Genomic DNA, 15,107 nt, shown 5'->3' on the forward strand with positions numbered 1-15,107 from the left:
CAAAAAAAGAAACACTAAAAAGATATTTTTTTAACAAATTCAACAGAATATTTTTATTTCATTTTTCAGAATATTCAGAGTTTATTCTTTAGAATTTTACGCAGTTTTCCCTAAAATTCTTTTCATTTATGCAGTTTTTTGGAGATTTCACTATTCATTTAGCTTAATGTGTATATGATTTTTTTCTACATCTGAAAATTTTTTTTGAAACTTTTTACTTCTTTTAGACGTTAAAAATGATTATTATTTAACATTTATATAAATGTCTCTTTATCTATTTGCATTTTTCTCTCTGTGTTTCATAAAAAAAAGGAACTGTACTATTTTTTCTTTTTTATTAATACAGCTCTTTTTTGAAATAACTAACTATTTTTCCTTTAAAACTACTAATTCATGCAAAGCTCTAGTTGACATTACATATTTAATTTTATTCATTTGTTTAAGTTTTAATCCCTCATCCACTAAAATTACTCCATCAAATTCCAAACCCTTAGCATAATAAGATGGTATTATTACCACCCCACCTTTATATATACTATCTTCCTTATCAATTAATTTGATATATATTTTATCTTTTAATAAATCATATACTTTTAAAGCTCCTGATAAGTCCTTACATATAATCCCTATGCTTTCACACTCTCGACTTTTAATTTCTTCTATATTAGATATAAGTAACTCCATCATTTCTTCCTTATTAATATATTCTTCCTCCACTATCATTCTTCCTTCTCTAACCATAGGTACAATACTAGTGTCTCCTAAATATTTATTTGCATATTGCATAATTCTAGCTGTAGACCTGTAACTCTTCTTTAATTTAAAATATTCCACATCTAATCCTTGTACAAATTGTCCTATGTTACCCATAGGTATTTCTCCTTCTACAGGTATCAATCTTTGGTTAGCATCTCCAACTACAGTTATAGAACTTGGATTTAATAATTCCTTTATAACTATAAATTGTAAATAGCTATAATCTTGAGCCTCATCTATAACCACATGTTTAACTTCTTCCTGATACTTAAAACCTTCTAATTTTATCTTCAAATAAAGCATTGGAGCTAAGTCGTCTATGGTAAACTCTTTATTTTCATTTATATCATTATATATATCCATGCAATCTCTAGTACTTAACCAACTCAATGATTTTTTAACTATAATTACTTCCTTAATACATTGTCTTATTTTTATCTTTCTCTTAAGTTCTAAAAAACTTCCTTCTAATTCTAATTGATCTTTATTTAACTTTTCAATGGACTTTTTATATTCTAAATTTATTTTCCTTACTATTTCATCCCTTACATCTCTTATTTTAGAAAAAATTATTCTTCTTATCTTTTTACTTCTTCTAAATAACGGCATATCTTTATAATATTTATAAAATAACTCTTTTATCTCCTCTTCTTTTAATACTATTTCTCCAGCTAATTTAACATCTTTTACTTTAAATAACTCTCTGTTCATTTCTTCAACTACCGAATCCAGCTTGTTTTTGTACTCTAAAGATGTTTTATACTTAACTTCTTTTATAAATTCTTCATTGCCACTAATTATTTTTTCCATATAAGTTCCTAAATCCATCAATTCATTTATATCTAACAATGTACAAGCAAAGTCTGAAAAAGTACTTTGTTTAACTCCCGTTTCTCCAAGACTAGGCAAAACCATGGAAATATACTCCATAAAAACATTATTCGGCCCAAATATCATAACTTTGTCTTGAAGAGACTTTCTATAGTTATAAAGCAAATAAGCAACTCTATGAAGAGCTATTGTGGTTTTTCCACTACCTGCTACACCATCTACTACTACAGTTTTTTCCCTAGATTTCCTTATGATTTCATCCTGTTCTTGTTGTATGGTCATTATTATATCTTTTAACTTTTCCTCTGCATTTTTACTTAAAACCATTTGCAATATTTCATCTTTTATATCTATAGTTGAATCAAACATGCCTACTAAATTTTCATGTTTTATCACATATTGTCTTTTATTAAGTATATCCACAGGGACCTTCCCAGAAGGCGCTACATACTCTGTTTCCCCTAATTTACCCGCATAAAATAATGAAGCTATAGGAGCTCTCCAATCCACCACCACTGGCTCATAATCCTCTTCCCTAGTGAATCCAAATCTACCTACATATATTTTATCCTCTTCATTATATTCCTTATCTAAAAAATCCACTCTACCGAAATATGGCGAAGTTTGTAAAATGGACATTTCCTTTATTTTTTTATCTATAGTTTTATAAGTCTCTTCCTCTACAAATCTTTCATGATCAAAATACTCTATCAACTTATCTTCATCGTCTTTGTATTCTTCTACAACTTTTTTTCTATAGTTTAATAAACTTTCAGTTATCTTATTTCTTTTATTTATATAATTCAATATTTCTTCTCTTATTGATTTAATAACGTCTGCTACATGTTGTTTTTCAATCTGCAAATCCATTTCATTTCTTATTGCCTTTTCTTCTTTTTTCACACTATCCTCTCCTTATACCTTTAATTCCAATACTTTAGATACACGAAAAGAAATAACAAGTCAAAGATGCTGGTATATTTTGTGTCAGACAAGAAAGCAGGTTCCGCCTTTGGTAGGATTATCGGCGGGTTCTGATGACGCAGTATGTAGAAAAATAGACTAGCATACTGACTTGTTATTTATTTAAATGTGCCTAAGTGTAAAAATCTTATTCTGTGCCTACCTACCGTAATAATTCTGCATTTAATCAAATCAGTAAATAGCTTTAACTACACCTCTGAATAAGTTATTCTAACGCTCAAGTGCAAGAGCTATTTCTTATAAATAAACTCCGTTGAGTATTAGAATTACTTGATGCTATGTATAAGAACTGTACATCCTTGGATAAATTTTGACTTTCACAATATATGTGATAAAAAACATTTATAGAATAAAAATGCGACAAAGTCGCATTTTATGTTTATAATATTTTTCTTATACTTTTTTATTCACTTACAATTACCTGTTCATCTTTTCTTATTCCCATATATTCATTAATTATTCCCATGAACTCTTCTCCCATCAAAGTTTCCTTTTCTAGAAGTACTGCTGCTATTTTTTCTAAAAGTTCCTTATTTTCAAGCAGAAGTTTTTTAGCTCTTTCATGACTTTCCTTTATTATTTTTAAAGTCTCTTCATCAATAAGCGTTGCTGTTTGCTGACTACAATTTTGAACTGGTTTTCCATCAAGATATCTATTACTTGGAGATTCTAATCCAACCATGTCGAATTTTTCGCTCATTCCATATACAGTTATCATATTTCTAGCAGTTTGAGTTGCTTTTTCTATATCATTAGATGCTCCAGTAGATACCATATTAAATTGTATTTCTTCTGCTGATCTACCTGCTAAAAGCACTGTTATTTCATCGTGCATCTCTTCTTTTGAAACTAAATACTTTTCTTCCTCCGGAAGCTGCATAGTGTATCCTAAAGCTCCCATAGTTCTTGGAACTATAGTTATCTTATGCACTGGATCTGTATTCTTTAGAAGAGCTGCCACTAGTGCATGACCAACTTCGTGGAATGCCACAGCTTTCTTTTCTTTGTCAGATAAAATTCTATCTTTCTTTTCCTTTCCAGCTATTATTATTTCCACAGCTTCCTGCAAATCTTCCTGTGCAACTTCTTCTCTTCCATTCTTAACTGCTAAAAGAGCTGCTTCATTAACCATATTAGCAAGATCTGCCCCTACAGCTCCTGGGGTAGATTTAGCTATTTCATTCAAATCTACTTCAGAAGAAATTTTAACATCTTTAGTGTGAACTTTTAAAATAGCTTCCCTTCCTTTTAAATCTGGTCTATCTACAATAACTCTTCTATCAAATCTTCCTGGTCTTAAAAGAGCCTTATCCAATATTTCTGGTCTATTGGTAGCTCCTAATATAACCACTCCCTTTGATGAATCAAAACCATCCATCTCAGTTAAAAGCTGATTTAATGTTTGTTCCCTCTCATCATTAGTGGATATAGAATTATCTCTACTCTTTCCTATAGCATCAATTTCATCTATAAATATTATACAAGGAGCTTTTTCTTCTGCTTGCTTAAATAAATCTCTAACCCTAGCAGCTCCCATGCCTACAAACATCTCAACAAATTCAGAACCTGACATTGAAAAGAAAGGAACTTTTGCTTCCCCAGCTACTGCTTTAGCAAGTAAAGTTTTTCCTGTACCTGGAGGCCCTACTAATAGTGCTCCTTTAGGAAGCCTTGCACCTATTTTAGTATACTTTTCAGTATTATGAAGAAAATCCACTATTTCTATAAGAGATTCTTTAGCTTCATCTTCTCCTGCCACATCCGAAAAATTAACTCCCGTTTCATCTTCTCCATATATCTTTGCATTATTCTTCCCAAAAGACATAACTCCATTACCCATTTTCTTGTCTAATCTTCCAAAAAGCATTTTTCCTATAAAGAAGATAAAAAACAATGGCCCTATCCACCACAATAAAAAATCTATTATAAAACTATTATTTTGAATTGGCGATAAAAATTTAACGTCTTTATTTTTGGCAATAGTTTCTAAAAAAGTATTTTCTAATGATGAATTTGGTATCCTACCAGTATAAAGCATTTCTTTATTTATTCCGCTATCTTTTTTAGGAACAATCATTATTCTGTCTGATTTTATTCTCACACTCTCAATTTTATTTTCATTAGCTAACTTTAATAGCTTATCATACCCTATTTCTTGAACTCTTAAAGAATCCAAGATATAATTGCCAATAGTTATAAGTAATATTGCCCCTATTATATATCCAATTATATATTTCTTTTTCTTATCTATCATTTTCTCCTCCTCACACTATCCCTTTTAAAAACGGTCTAAAACTATTCTACCTTTTACTCATTGTATTTTCAACTAATATTATGTACTATGTATTTAGTTTTTTTTAATATTTTTTAAACAAGCTTTATAATATGAAAAATATAAAAATAAGAGCCTATTCAAACCGAATAGACTCCTTAATTATTTTATCATTATTTTGCTAATTCATATATAGAATGAGCATATATTTTAGCATTTAAAATTAAATCTTCTATTTCTATATATTCATTTGGTTGATGATCAAGATCAGGCTTTCCTGGGAATATAGGTCCATATGCAACTATATTAGGCATCTCTTTTGCATAAGTACCTCCACCTATAGATATAAGTTTAGCCTCTTCACCAGTTTGCTCAGCATAAACCTTTTGTAGTGATTTTATTAAAGAATGATTTGGATCAAAGTATAGTGGCTCTTGATGACCAAAGTTTTCTACTCTAATTCCAGTACCTTCTATTTTAGTATTAAACGGATTCATCATATCTTCTAGCTTGCTAGTAACTGGATATCTTAAATTTAAAGTAATCATTGCTTTTTCTTCAGTTATATCTACTACTCCTACATTAAATGAAAGTTTTCCTGATGCCTCGTCTTCTAAGCATATTCCAAAAGACTCTCCATGAGTCTCCATACCAACATTTTCATTCATAAATCTTACAAAATCTATTGCATCACATTTATCGAATTCCAATGTTGAAAGAAATGCAAATAACTGCATTATAGCATTTTTTCCTAAGTGTGGTAAACTTCCATGAGCTGACATACCTATAGATTTAATTATTACGTTATTTCCATTAACTTCTACAGTCATTTCATATCCTGTTTTTTTAGCAAATTCTTCTACAGATTTAATTATAGCCTCAGTATCTTTAGCTACAAGCTCAGCACTACATTTATCTGGAACCATATTAGCAGCATTTCCACCTTTTATGTTCTTTATAACTATATCTCCTGTAGATTTGTTATTTAAATCTTTAACTATGTTGAATATAGTTATTCCCTTTTCGCCATTGATTATTGGATATTGAGCATCAGGGGTAAATCCAGCCGCTGGTGCTTTTTCCTTCTCTAAATAATGTTCAATTTCCTTGCTTCCTGTTTCTTCATTTGTTCCATAAATTATTCTTACTCTTTTATTTAATTTTAATCCTGCATCCTTTATAGCTTTTAATCCATAAAGCGCTGCCATTATAGGTCCTTTATCATCTAAAGTTCCTCTTGCATACATTTTTCCATCATGTATTTCAGCTGCATATGGAGGATACATCCAGCCATCTCCTTCTGGAACTACATCTAAGTGTCCTAGTACAGCTACATAATCTTCACCTTCACCATACTCAGCATATCCTACATAGTTATCTAAGTTAACTGTTTTAAATCCTAATTTTTCACTTATTTTAAGTGCACATTCTAAAGCCTTTGCTGGGCCTTCTCCAAAGGGCATTCCTGGTTTAGCTTTTCCTTCAACACTTTTAATTTTAAGTAATTCTTGAGTTGATGCTATAAGTTCATCTTTCATTTGGTCAATTCTTTTATTAATTTCCACTGTATTACCCCCTATATATTTTAATTTTTAAAATAAATCCATCCTTTTTTATTTAAATATCTCATGTACATTATAAGCCTTTCATAAATAGGATGACAAGTTTCCTTGAAATCCTCTTCATTTAAATTTTTATATTCTGCTTTAATTTCAGAGATATTCAGTAATATCTTTCCTATATCATATATAGTATTATTACCATCCATAGATTCCCATACTATTGTTCCAAGTTTATCTAACTTAATATCACTGACCGCAGGCTTTTTAACAAGCCATCTTAAAAACCTCTCAATTATCTTATTATGATAAAATATTAAATATATATTCCCATTTCTTTTTTCCCAATGTTTATGTTTTTTTATTGGAATATATAGCAAAAAATTATCATTTAATTTTTTATCTTCATTAATAATATTATTATTATTCAAAATTTATACCCTCTCTTATGATTGTAACTTCAATATATAACGCGGAATGTAGATTGAAATTCGCAAGGAATTTCCTCAATATTATATTTAAAAACTCCTTTTGAAGTTTTATCCTTCATTTTAAATCTTATATTTTTATTTTATATCCACAAAAATTGAATTAATATTTTTTCATATGTAATTATATATTACGAATTATAAGATTGTAAACTTGCCCTAGCCACAAGAGTACGAGGTTTTACGGGATGAATTATAAAGAGCATATTGGCTATAATATTATACCTTATAGCCAATAGCTCTTTTATTTACATTATAATATTATTTAGCAACTTCTTCTACTTTAGATGAGAATCTATATATCCATAATCCTAAAATCAAGAATGCAACTAAAGCTGTCCATGAACTTTCTGCAAAAGCAGGTATAATCTTTGGTCCCACCATAATCCTTGATGCTATAGTAACTCCTCCAACTTTTATAGCTGTTAACACTGCTATAACTATGCCCATAAGAGCATCTCCTGCCACAAGTCCTGAAGAAAGAAGAATTCCTCTTTCTGTTTGAATTTTCCCTTGTGCTTCGTTATTTTTAAACTTTTTATCTACAAGAGTTCTTATTATTCCACCAAACAATACTGCTGCACTTAAATGTATTGGAAGGTATAAACCTAATGCCACTGGAAGTATTGGAAGATCTGCTAGTGCACAGAATATTCCTATTATAGCTCCAACAAATACTAGAGCCCATGGAAGCTGTGCCGTCATAACTCCTTTAACAACCATAGACATAAGCATAGCTTGTGGTGCTGGTATTGCTTTTGTTCCCATACCATAAGTAGCATTTAACATTAATAATACTCCACCAGCTGCTGCAGATGATATAACAACTCCTGCATACATACCCCACTCAACTCTTTTTGGTGTTCCACCTATTATATAAGTTGTCTTTAAACTTTGAGCAGCTCCACCAGCAACTGCTATTCCTATACAAACTATAGCACCAGCTGTAATAGCTACAAGCATTCCTGCATTTCCAGTATATCCAGTAGCTTTTAACACTGCTGTTACAAATAGCAATGTAGCAATGGTCATACCAGATACCGGGTTATTTGAAACTCCAATTATACCAGCCATTCTAGCTGACACAACTGCAAAGAAAAATGAGAATAACACTACAAGTATTGATCCAATAATGCCTAATCTTAGCATTGGCAATAACCAGCATAATAAAAATACTAACACTGCCCCACCTAATACCCAAGACATCGGTGTATCTATATCTGTTCTCTTAATATTTTCATTTTCATCTTGTGCTCCGCCTACTCCTGCCATAGCTGTTTTAAAGGATTTTATTATAGTAGGAAGTGATCTGCCAAGACTTATAAATCCCCCTGCTGCAACAGCACCAGCTCCTATATATCTAATATATTTACTCCATATTGCCCAAGCATCCATATTTGCTATTAATTCTGTTGATGGAAATAGTGGCGCTGCAAGTCCTGCTCCAACGTATTTTATTAAAGGTATAAGTCCAAACCAAGCCACTAGTGCTCCACCAAACATGTATAAAGCTACTTCTATACCAACTATATATCCAACACCAGCTATTGACGCCATAGCATTAAACCCAAATATTGTATTCTGCATTGGTGCTATGGTCCATTCTGGTGCCTCTTTCCATAATGCTAAACCACTAGAGAAGAATTTAAATACTCCTCCACCTAGTAAACCAGTCATAACTGTCTTAAAGCCTGATCCACCTTCCATTCCTGTAACAAGAACTTCTGATGCTGCCATTCCCTCTGGGAACACTAATTCCCCATGTTGTTCTACTATCAAGTATTTTCTAAAAGGGACAACAAATAGTATACCCAAAAGTCCTCCTATAGATGTACATACAACTATAGTTGTAAGGCTTAATTTCATTCCCCACATTATAATTGCTGGAAGTGTAAATATAATACCCCCGGCTATAGACTCTCCCATAGATGCTATAGACTGTATCATATTTGCTTCTAAAATATTGTTTCTTTTAAAAACTATTTTTAGCATACCTGCACCTAATATCGATGCTGGAATTCCTGCCGCTATTGTAAGTCCAACCTGCAAACCTAAGTAAACATTTGCCGCAGCAAAAACGATTGCAAATATACAACCTATTGCTATAGAAACTAAAGTCGTCTCTGGCATTGCTTCACTAGTAGGTACAAAAGGAACATAATCTTCGCCTTTTATTCCACCATAAGCAGTGTGAGAAAGTTTTCTCTTTTGTTCCATTTCTTTTATCCTCCCTTATTAGGTAATTGTTTTCAGCACTTTTAGAACTAATAATCAGTTGGAAATATTCTTGAAATTTCTAGTTCTTAAGCTATTTTATAATATCATAAATTTAACAAAATATCAATCTCGAAATAAGTCGATTATTGAAAATACTACTTATTTTATTAATTTTTTCGTCATTTTTTTAGTTTTTTCTTTTATTTCAAAACATTTTTGTTTTTTTGTCTTTCTTGTATCCAATATTTTTATAAACTATTTATTCAAATTAAAATTTTTCTAAAATAAAAAATACTCTAAATTGTACTTACTTAAGTTTTATCCTTTAATCATATTTATATTTATTTTGCTTAAAGAAATAAATTTTATAGCAAGCATATTATTGGAAATAATACATAAATTACATTTAAATCAATTATTTGAATATACAAACTATTACATTAATTTTTTGACATTTCAAAAAATTAATAGTAAAATAAAATGGAAGTTATTCATATTTTGTAAGAGTTTTGTATAATTCTCTTTCAAATTTTTAAATAAGGGGCTCCCCCCCTTTTTTTATATTATGAATACTAATCTAAAGGGGCGATTTAATTGGATATAATAAGCTTTTACGGAAATATAATTAAAAAAAATGTACAAACTAATCCTAATCTATCTTCAGGTTTAATTAAATTTGGATTAACTCTAGAGGAAAAAAGAACTCGTTTATTTCCTGATAAAAATTTACCCCCTTCGCTTCAGTACTTAAACACTATCTGTGTAAAATATATATTAGAACCTCTAAAAAATCCAAATAGATCTGCTTTTGTAAATCTATTTGCACCTACAGAAATTCTACAAGCTATGAAAGTATACCCTTTATTTGTAGAAGGTTTTTCTTCTTTTCTCTCTGGACTTCAATGTGAAGAAACTTTTATAAATATAGAAGAGGCTAGTGGCCTAGGAGAAACCCTCTGCAGCTACCATAAAGCCTTTTTAGGAGCAATTGAATCAAAAGTTTTACCTAAACCCCTATTTTCCACCGCTTCCTCCATAATATGTGATGCCAATATAAACACATTTAGATATGCGGCTTCTAAATATAATATTCCATTTTACAGTATAGATATTCCCTATGAGTACTCTAAAGATGCAGAAATATATGTAATAGATCAGCTTAAAGAATTAATTGAATTTATGGAAGATTTATTAGGAGAACCTTTAAATTATGAATTACTTAAAGAAATTATAGATAGGGAAAATAGAAGTAAGAAACTTTTAAAAGAGCATTATAAAGAATTAAAATATAAATATTTTCCCAATACATTAACAATGGAAATGTACAAGCTTTTTGCTTCCCATGTGTCCATAGGCAGGGAAGAAACTTTAAAATTCTATGAAATGCTTTTAGAAGACGTAAAGAATTCACCTAATTGTGATAAAAATACTAAGAGAATTTTTTGGGTACACTTGTTGCCCTTTTATCACAAAACTTTAAGGGATTATTTTAATTTTAGCAGTGATTATCAAATATTAACTTGTGACTTAAACTTCGACTATATGGAAGAAATGGATATATCAAACCCTTTAGCTTCTTTAAGTAAAAAAATGATTTACAATCAATATAACGGAATGTTTCAAAGAAAAATTGATAATATTTTAGAAATGTATAAATCTCTAAATGCAGATGGAGTAATAAACTTTTGTCAATGGGGATGCAAACAATCCAGTGGCGGAGTGCAACTTTTAAAAAATGCTCTTGCGAAAGAAAACATACCTTTTATTTCTATAGATGGGGATGGAATAGATAGACGAAATAGTTCTTCTGGACAGATAAAAACTAGACTAGAAGCCTTTTTAGAAATGTGGCAAAATTTTTAGGGGGTGATTTTATGATAGGATATTTATGCAAATATACACCTATTCACATAATACAAAGCTTTGGTGAATACACATATAAATTGAATCCTCAAATACACACTTTTAATAAATGCAATTATTTAACCCATAACAATATGTGTTCCTATGTAAAAGCTGTAATAGAAGAATGCTATGAAAAAAATATAGATAAAATTGTTTTAGTGAACTGCTGCGACAGTATCAGACGATTGTACGATATAATGAAGAATGATCCTTTATTTAAATTTGTATACTTAATTGATATGCCAAGAAAACTTAATAATAATTCCTATAGACTTTTTAACAATGAAGTTTTTAAATTTATATCTTCTTTAGAAAATCACCTTCATAAACCTTTTTCCATAGAATGTTTTTTAAAGGCTTTGGATGCTGAAAAAAATATCAATACTCAAAGCTTTAAAGAAATTCCTAAGAATACTCTACTGATAGCTGGAGCCAGACTGGAGAATTATCTACTAAAAACTATTAAAAGTAAAGGTTATTCAATTTTTGATATAACTTGTACAAATAATCAATCCATTTTAAATGAAACATTAGCCTTAAAAAACTCATTGACTTCCTCAAAAGAATCACTAACCTTATCACAAGAAACATTGATAATGAATTACTGTAAGGATATATTAAACCAATTCCCTTGCATGAGAATGTGTGATATAAACGAAAGATATAATTTAATAGAGAAAAATAAAGAAAATATTAAAGGAATAATTTATCATACAATAAAATTTTGTGATTATTATTCCTTTGACTACACCTATTTTAAAAACAATATAGATATACCTATTTTAAAAATAGATACGGATTTCTTAATACAAAGTGAAGGTCAAATTAAAACAAGATTAGAAGCCTTTGCAGAGTCCCTTAAACTTCAAAACATAAATGGTGGTATTGAAAAAACAGTAAATACTAAAAAGCACATAGTAACCATTAAGAAAAATATAACAACCACTGAAGAACTCATGGCAAGTACTAAAGATTCTAATGCTTTTTTCGCAGGCATAGACAGTGGTTCCACCTCTACAAATGTAGTAATAGTGGATTGCCAAGGAAATATAATTTCATATTCTGTGGTTAGAACTGGTCCTAAGAGTATAGACGGAGCGAAAAAGTCCTTAAATGAGGCATTATATAAATGTAACCTAAGTAAAGAAGATTTAAAATACATTGTTTCCACAGGATATGGTAGGGGTAACATTCCTTTTTCTCAGGAAGCTGTAACTGAAATAACTTGCCATGCTAAAGGGGTCCATCATTTAAAAAAGGATGTTAGAACTGTTATCGATATAGGTGGTCAAGATAGTAAAGTAATAAAACTAGATGAAAATGGAAATGTAAAAGATTTTGCCATGAATGATAAATGTGCTGCGGGCACCGGCAGATTTCTAGAAAACATGTGTAAGATACTTGACATACCTATAGAGGACATAGGTTCTCATTACCTAAAGTGGAATAAAGATTTAACTATAACTAGCATGTGCACTGTATTTGCAGAATCTGAGGTGGTTTCCTTAATAGCAGAAAACCAAGAAACAGCAAACATAGTTCACGGTCTATGTAAATCTGTATCTACAAGAGTTCTTTCTCTTGTAAATAGGGTTCAAAAATCTGGTGAAATAATGATGACTGGCGGTGTTGCTAAAAATATAGGGATAGTAAAATCTCTTGAAGCTCTAACTGACCAAAACATATTTGTTCCAGAGGAGCCTCAAATAGTTGGAGCCCTTGGAGCTGCTCTGTTCGCTAAAGAAATTTTTTTTAGCAATCACTAATCCCCAGTACCCACTCTCCAAAATATCTTAATGTTATATTAAATATGGAAAAGTGGCAAGGTACCTCACATAAACAAATGTGATTTCCTTGCCACTATTCTATAGAAACTCTATAGGAATTCTTTGATTTACATTTTATTGTATCATTTCAATTTTCCCACCCTACTAAATGGAAATATAATAAAGTGAGCCTTTCCCTTAATATCATCTTTATCTATATATTTATTATTCCAATAACGAGCATCTAAAGAATTTGCTCTATTATCTCCCATAAATAAGAATTTATCCTTAGGAACTTGGAATGAAATATTTGCTTTTCCACCTGGATTCTTTACATAAGTTTCTGATTTTTTTTCACCATTTAAATATACAGTTCCATCTTCTCCTACATCTATCTTATCTCCTGGTAGTCCTACAAGTCTCTTGATTAGCATGACTTTAAGCTCTTTTGAATAAAAAACTACCACATCACCTCGTTGCAGTTTTTCCTTATTATAAACCCTGGTAACACCTATTTTATCTCCAGGTTTTATTGTAGGATACATAGATTCTGTAGGCACAGATATAAAGAAAAATACAAACCTATTTATCAAAAAAGCCAGTACTAATGCCGCTAAAACCGGTACAATCCACTCCTTAAAAAAGCTTTTCACAAAATACACCCCCTGTAAGTCAGTGATTCTTAGCACACCAATAAATTCATATTATAATATAATACAAATTCAATTCCATTATATTTTATAAAACTAATTATAACATCATACAAAATATTATGCACTATAATTTCTAATATATTCCTATAAGGAAATAAAACCTTATTTATTAGATAAAAAAAGGCCCCCAAGCACCTTATTTGCTTAAAGACCTTTAGATTTACTGTAGATTTTTCTTTTCTTTATATCCAATATACACTATCCATAAATATGCAAGTGTTTTAGGTATCATAAGTATTCCAACTAAACTATAAGTATTTGAATATAATACTACTGGTATATAACATGCAAAAGATATTAATACTGCTATTCCAATCTTTTTAAATATAACATCCTTTTGTCTATTAGCTTCCTTTAAAATTAAATAAACCACTAATACACCAAGAATAGTGAAAGGTATATTCCTATATATTCCCCAAATAGCAGGAGCTTTCCTCAAAGTCCATTGGTTTTCTGGAAGTAAGGTAAGAACTATTCTACATATTACTAATATGCCAGCGAAAATCCTAAGTCCTTTGTCATTCTTTATATTAAATCTTATTTCCCATATTCTCATAAGCATTACATAAAATATAGTCATTGTAATAGATGTTATAAATTTTCCTACACCTAGCGCAGCCGCGTTTGCCTCCAATCCAGTAGTTAGTAGAGCATATATTCTTGGTATTAAGTGAAATGAATCACCCAATCCCAATGTAAGCCCCATTAAACCAAATAATTTCACAAGTTTGCTGTTCTTACCTGCTGAAATAGTTTTAATAGACATATAAAATACTGATGTCAAATAAAACACATTAAAAATTGATTCAAAATACTTCATTATTAAAATCCCCCTCATTCAAATGAACAATGTTCACTTTGATTCATATAAAAATCATATCTTCTTTGTATATTCAGATATGATTTTATTAACAATTATTTTAATAATTTTTTTAATATACTTTCAAAAAATTCATATTGAAACTGTGGCATTTGCACCATGGTTATAAAGTTCATAACAATAAAGCTAGCTATTTTCTTTGTATCCAATTGTTCTAATGCTTCATTACTATATATTATATGATTATTTAATTTTTCCTTAAGCAACTCTTCTATAATTAATATTAATTTATCTATATATATATTCTCTCTTTTTAAACCACTTTCAATATAATCTGGAGTTGAATAAATCTCACTTTTTAACCACACATCTTTAAATCTCTTTATAAATTTAGAAAGTGAATTAAATATACTTCTAAGCTTTTCATAAAATTCGTCTTGTGATTCCAGTATAGTTCCAATATCAAAAAAATACTCTTTCCAAAAGTTTGTCATCATCTCTACCACAAGATCTTTTTTAGTAGGAAAATAATTATATATAGTTCCAACAGCAATATCACATTCCTTAGCAACTCTTCTAATACTTAACTTAGAATATCCTTCATTATATAGTATATTGCTAGCTTTATCTAAAATCACTTCTCTTAGATTTTTAATTATTCTAGCCAAAATACTCACCTCAAATTCCTAGCTGAACCATGTTCATTTAAAATTTATCATAAATTATTTTTATTGTCAACATTTTTAAATTAACAAAATTGAACTTAACTATTTAATTATTTATTAACTTTTATTCA

The 15,107-nt window shown here is 29.8% G+C and carries 10 protein-coding genes; 2 read left to right on the forward strand and 8 right to left on the reverse strand.

Going from position 1 to position 15,107, the window contains the following annotated elements; translation table 11 throughout:
- Positions 1–366 precede the first annotated feature (366 nt).
- The 5 genes from CC89_RS11140 to CC89_RS11160 all read right to left on the reverse strand — a co-directional run bounded on the left by CC89_RS11140 (position 367) and on the right by CC89_RS11160 (position 9,107).
- Positions 367–2,457, reverse strand: a complete 2,091-nt coding sequence (locus CC89_RS11140) for a HelD family protein (RefSeq protein ID WP_051931848.1) — start codon at positions 2,455–2,457, stop codon at positions 367–369.
- A gap of 517 nt (positions 2,458–2,974) precedes the next feature.
- Positions 2,975–4,825, reverse strand: a complete 1,851-nt coding sequence (gene ftsH, locus CC89_RS11145) for an ATP-dependent zinc metalloprotease FtsH (RefSeq protein ID WP_035292162.1) — start codon at positions 4,823–4,825, stop codon at positions 2,975–2,977.
- Between the two features lie 191 nt (positions 4,826–5,016).
- Positions 5,017–6,408, reverse strand: coding sequence for a dipeptidase PepV (gene pepV, locus CC89_RS11150; RefSeq protein WP_035292163.1), 1,392 nt, complete (start codon positions 6,406–6,408; stop codon positions 5,017–5,019).
- Between the two features lie 20 nt (positions 6,409–6,428).
- Entirely contained in the window at positions 6,429–6,833 is a 405-nt protein-coding gene (locus CC89_RS11155) for a PqqD family peptide modification chaperone (protein WP_286161345.1), read from the reverse strand.
- Positions 6,834–7,151: 318 nt separating this feature from the next.
- Positions 7,152–9,107, reverse strand: a complete 1,956-nt coding sequence (locus tag CC89_RS11160; protein ID WP_035292164.1) for an OPT family oligopeptide transporter — start codon at positions 9,105–9,107, stop codon at positions 7,152–7,154.
- A 594-nt stretch (positions 9,108–9,701) separates the two neighbouring features.
- Here CC89_RS11160 and CC89_RS11165 point away from each other — a divergent pair.
- Together CC89_RS11165 and CC89_RS11170 are read left to right on the forward strand one after the other, a co-directional pair.
- Complete coding sequence (locus CC89_RS11165; protein WP_035292165.1) at positions 9,702–10,970, forward strand: 2-hydroxyacyl-CoA dehydratase subunit D; 1,269 nt, start codon at positions 9,702–9,704, stop codon at positions 10,968–10,970.
- An 11-nt stretch (positions 10,971–10,981) separates the two neighbouring features.
- Positions 10,982–12,778, forward strand: coding sequence for an acyl-CoA dehydratase activase (locus tag CC89_RS11170; RefSeq protein ID WP_035292166.1), 1,797 nt, complete (start codon positions 10,982–10,984; stop codon positions 12,776–12,778).
- A gap of 143 nt (positions 12,779–12,921) precedes the next feature.
- On the opposite strand, the gene lepB is transcribed toward CC89_RS11170, so the two are convergent.
- From lepB to CC89_RS11185, 3 genes are all read right to left on the reverse strand, one after another.
- On the reverse strand, positions 12,922–13,431 hold the full coding sequence (gene lepB, locus CC89_RS11175; RefSeq protein ID WP_035292167.1) for a signal peptidase I: 510 nt from the start codon (positions 13,429–13,431) through the stop codon (positions 12,922–12,924).
- Positions 13,432–13,651: 220 nt separating this feature from the next.
- Positions 13,652–14,311, reverse strand: a complete 660-nt coding sequence (locus CC89_RS11180; RefSeq protein WP_035292169.1) for a hypothetical protein — start codon at positions 14,309–14,311, stop codon at positions 13,652–13,654.
- A gap of 95 nt (positions 14,312–14,406) precedes the next feature.
- Positions 14,407–14,979, reverse strand: coding sequence for a TetR/AcrR family transcriptional regulator (locus tag CC89_RS11185; protein ID WP_035292171.1), 573 nt, complete (start codon positions 14,977–14,979; stop codon positions 14,407–14,409).
- Between the last annotated feature and the right edge of the window lie 128 nt (positions 14,980–15,107).

The organism is Clostridium sp. KNHs214 (genome assembly GCF_000744935.1).
Lineage (GTDB): Bacteria > Bacillota > Clostridia > Clostridiales > Clostridiaceae > Haloimpatiens.

Bases quoted from the DNA above. Each gene is read 5' to 3' on its own strand.
- CC89_RS11140 (WP_051931848.1), bottom strand. From the start codon at position 2,457: ATGGATTTGCAGATTGAAAAACAACATGTAGCAGACGTTATTAAATCA.
- ftsH (WP_035292162.1), bottom strand. From the start codon at position 4,825: ATGATAGATAAGAAAAAGAAATATATAATTGGATATATAATAGGGGCA.
- CC89_RS11160 (WP_035292164.1), bottom strand. From the start codon at position 9,107: ATGGAACAAAAGAGAAAACTTTCTCACACTGCTTATGGTGGAATAAAA.
- CC89_RS11170 (WP_035292166.1), top strand. From the start codon at position 10,982: ATGATAGGATATTTATGCAAATATACACCTATTCACATAATACAAAGC.
- CC89_RS11180 (WP_035292169.1), bottom strand. From the start codon at position 14,311: ATGAAGTATTTTGAATCAATTTTTAATGTGTTTTATTTGACATCAGTA.